The sequence below is a fragment of the Acidocella sp. genome (genome assembly GCF_050253495.1).
In the GTDB taxonomy this organism is placed as follows: domain Bacteria; phylum Pseudomonadota; class Alphaproteobacteria; order Acetobacterales; family Acetobacteraceae; genus Acidocella.
Genome location: NZ_JBFWIX010000039.1, coordinates 1 through 3,058, shown reverse-complemented (window position 1 = coordinate 3,058; position 3,058 = coordinate 1). Strand labels below are relative to the sequence as shown.

Annotated in this window: 2 protein-coding genes and 2 pseudogenes; 1 reads left to right on the top strand and 3 read right to left on the bottom strand. The window is 57.4% G+C overall.

Features of this window, described 5'->3' with window-relative positions:
* Positions 1-614: 614 nt before the first annotated feature.
* The 3 genes and pseudogenes from AB7D48_RS17015 to AB7D48_RS17005 form a co-directional block, all read right to left on the bottom strand.
* Positions 615-761 (bottom strand): annotated as a pseudogene (locus AB7D48_RS17015) (IS3 family transposase); the annotation flags it as partial.
* Positions 762-836: 75 nt separating this feature from the next.
* Positions 837-2,147, bottom strand: a complete 1,311-nt coding sequence (locus AB7D48_RS17010; RefSeq protein ID WP_427981649.1) for an IS1182 family transposase — start codon at positions 2,145-2,147, stop codon at positions 837-839.
* Positions 2,148-2,159: 12 nt separating this feature from the next.
* Positions 2,160-2,345, bottom strand: a complete 186-nt coding sequence (locus AB7D48_RS17005; protein ID WP_427981647.1) for a hypothetical protein — start codon at positions 2,343-2,345, stop codon at positions 2,160-2,162.
* Between the two features lie 65 nt (positions 2,346-2,410).
* Here AB7D48_RS17005 and AB7D48_RS17000 point away from each other — a divergent pair.
* A pseudogene (locus AB7D48_RS17000) lies at positions 2,411-2,776 on the top strand (IS3 family transposase); the annotation flags it as partial.
* Positions 2,777-3,058: the final 282 nt, after the last annotated feature.

Sequence of the window (3,058 nt, the reverse complement as noted above, 5' to 3'; positions counted from 1 at the left end):
CATACCAGAAATGTTGGTCGACAATCCAAGGTATGGTTCACGCTGAATTTTAAGATATAAAATATCAAAAAAATTAGTTGATTAGAGTTTAGTGTTATGAAAACTCAATTAAAAACGACTGAATATAACTAGGCCATTTGTCGGTGCGAAACTAGACACGCCTAGTTGGGGTGTTGGGGTGTTGGCGAGTGCCGTGAGGGCGTAGTCCCAGAGGGACTCTGCATTCTGATTACTTTGAAGCGCTCAGTCGGTGATTGGGGCATTGTATTTGGTAATCCTGTGTTGCCACCATGTTCCCGGACCGCCTACCGCCCACTTCCATCTTAGTCACGATCTGTGAGGACAGCTACTGGTTCCGCGAAAGCGCCGTCCCGGTCTTTTGCATAACGCCGGGACGGCGCTCGATACAGACGAAAGCACCACGCAATGAAAGGGGGTAGTTCGTCAGTTCGCCCAGGGGGTCAATTCTACGATTCACTTGACAGGGTGTCGTCCTGGCTTCGTTGATCTCCGACGCCGAATGCCTCCCCGTATCTGATTCCGGGCACCTTGTTTAGGAAGACCGGCCCGAAGTGAACCGCGCCGGGTTTCCCGGAGACATTTTGGTTTGAGTGCTACGCGGCTACGGGCATAGCCGCAAGTTCCGCGTAGTAGTTTTCCTCTGCTTCAGCGGGTGGTATGTTGCCGATTGGTTCGAGGATACGCCGATGGTTGAACCAGTCGATCCAATGCAGTGTGGCGAGTTCGACAGCTTTGATGCTAGGAGCCTGTCCTGGTAATCTTTACGGCAGCAATTATCTGCATTAGCCCCGTGTTTTCATTTGCGCCGCTCCCCCTCAAGCGGTGAGTTTTGCGAGGTTATGGGCGGTGCAGATCATTGCCCATTCTGCTTTGACCTTATCGATACCGCGGAGGAGGAACTGCCGGAAGCCTCTGGCCTGCTTGATGTGTCCAAACACAGGTTCGACGGTGTATTTTCGGATACGGTACCGGCTTCGATGTCCACCTTTTCGGAGTCTGGCGCGCATGGCCTGAACCAGCTTGCCGCCTTTTTTGCCGCTGCCTGGCGAGCTTGCGCGCCCTGCCGCGATATAGCCGCGAACCGTGCGCGCGTTGAGCCCCTCAAGATTTTCTTCTGAACAGAAACCGTTATCGGCGGAGACTTCATTGGGCATCTCGCCGGTGTTGTCCTCGATCGCATCGAGCAGCGTCAGCAGGGCGTCTTGATCAGAACCGTTGTTGGTGAGCCGGTGCGCCACGATGATCTGTGCGCCGGCATCGATCGCGGCCTGCGCATTATACGCCTGGATGAAGCCATCGCGGCCTTTCATGATCCGGCTTTCCGGATCGGTGAAATTGCGCTGCGCCTTGGGCTTTGGTTTGCCTGGCTCGTGTTTTGGGGTTTTGCCCGGCCGGGGTTTGGCACTGCCGTCAGGGTTTGCTGGCGGCGGCGGCCGGGCGGCTTCCGCGGCGCGGGCTTCGGCCTCGAGCTCAGCCTTGGCAGCACGGATGCGCGCCAGCCGCGCCTGCTTGTCACGCATCCAGTCGGGCGGTTCGTCACCGCGGCGCGTGCAGCCGTGCGCGGCGTCTTCGGCCGCATCCTCGGCTGCCGCGCGTGCCAGCCACTCGTTCACCTCGCGGGTAAGTTCAGCCTCGGCTTCCACCATGCGGGCGTAGCTCATCGCCTTATGCTTGGAGGCATTGGCTTTGATCTTGGTGCCGTCAACAGCAACATGAGCCAGTTCAGCCAGACCCGCCTTGCGACACAGCGCCAGCACCTGCACGAACAGACAGGCCAACGCATCCAGGTGGCGCCGGCGAAATTCACTGATGGTCCGGAAGTCCGGCTGGTTGAGCGCCGTCACCGCCTGAAAATCCAGCCGCTCCTCGCAGCCGCGCGCGATCCGGCGCGACGAATAAACACCGCTGCGATAGGCATAAAGGAGCAGTGCCACCATCATGGCCGGATGATAAGGCGGATAGCCCTTCACCTCCGTGTAGGCCCTCATGATCGCGGAAAGATCAAGCTCCTCGCTGACCAGATCGCGGATCAGATGGGCCGGATGGCCGGCGGGGACGAAGTCCGCCACCGAAGGCGGAAGCAGCCAGACTTCATCGGTCTTCCAAGGGCGAAACACTTTGCTCATCGAAAAACAGAATCACGACGCAACCATCTTGTCGAGTGAATTTAGCCCGTTACCGGGACAGGCTCCTAGATGCGCTGTCAATTCCGCGTCCAGCATCCGCTCCATCAGCCGGATCTTCAGCTCCTTCATCAGCCCGGCATCACCAAGTAGGTCCTCAGGACGCTTGCACCCATTCAGCAACTCGTTCGAAATCGTCATCTTTCATGCCCCTCTCAGGAAGCATGGACCAATTCAGCCATACACAGAAGGACGGACACTCTCCCGAGCAGTCGTACCTGCCCGTGCGCAAGACGTTGGACCAACTCGGCATTTCCCGCCCGAGATGCTATCGCGGGCACGAACGTTATCGTGCCAGTTGGCCCGAGGCGCTGCGCGACCGTCACTCCAAACCTGATCGCGTGTGGAACCGCATTGGTGATGCCAGGCGCGCACAGATGATCGAGCTAGCGCTGGAACAACCCATGCTGTGCCCGCGTGAACTGGCCATGACCTTCGCCGATAGCTAAGGCTATTTCGTCTCGGAGGCGTCTGCCTACCGGCTGCTTAAGGCCCATGACCTAATTGCCTCGCCCACTTTTATTATGGTCAAAGCCGCTGAGGAATTCATAACCAAGACCACGGCGCCAAGCCATCCAGGCCAAGCGCTTGCACCACAACGAAATAGCCGGTTAAACCTTTAACCGAACAGGTGAGTCAAAGCCTCCGCTAAATCAGGCAGCTAACTGTCTAAAATTATCTGACGACAGACAGGATCATAACGGTGACCAGGCCATGTTTTCGTCCCCCCGTACACAGTTTGATGTCGCAGCCGGCCAGACTAATGACGAGCTTTCGACGTGTATCGCCTTGGATCAGATCGCCGAAATCAAGAGCTGCGTCCGCGTCGCGATTCCCGTCAATATCGCGCTCGG

Coding starts and splice junctions, on each gene's coding strand:
- AB7D48_RS17010 (WP_427981649.1), bottom strand. CDS start 2,147: ATGAGCAAAGTGTTTCGCCCTTGGAAGACCGATGAAGTCTGGCTGCTT.
- AB7D48_RS17005 (WP_427981647.1), bottom strand. CDS start 2,345: ATGACGATTTCGAACGAGTTGCTGAATGGGTGCAAGCGTCCTGAGGAC.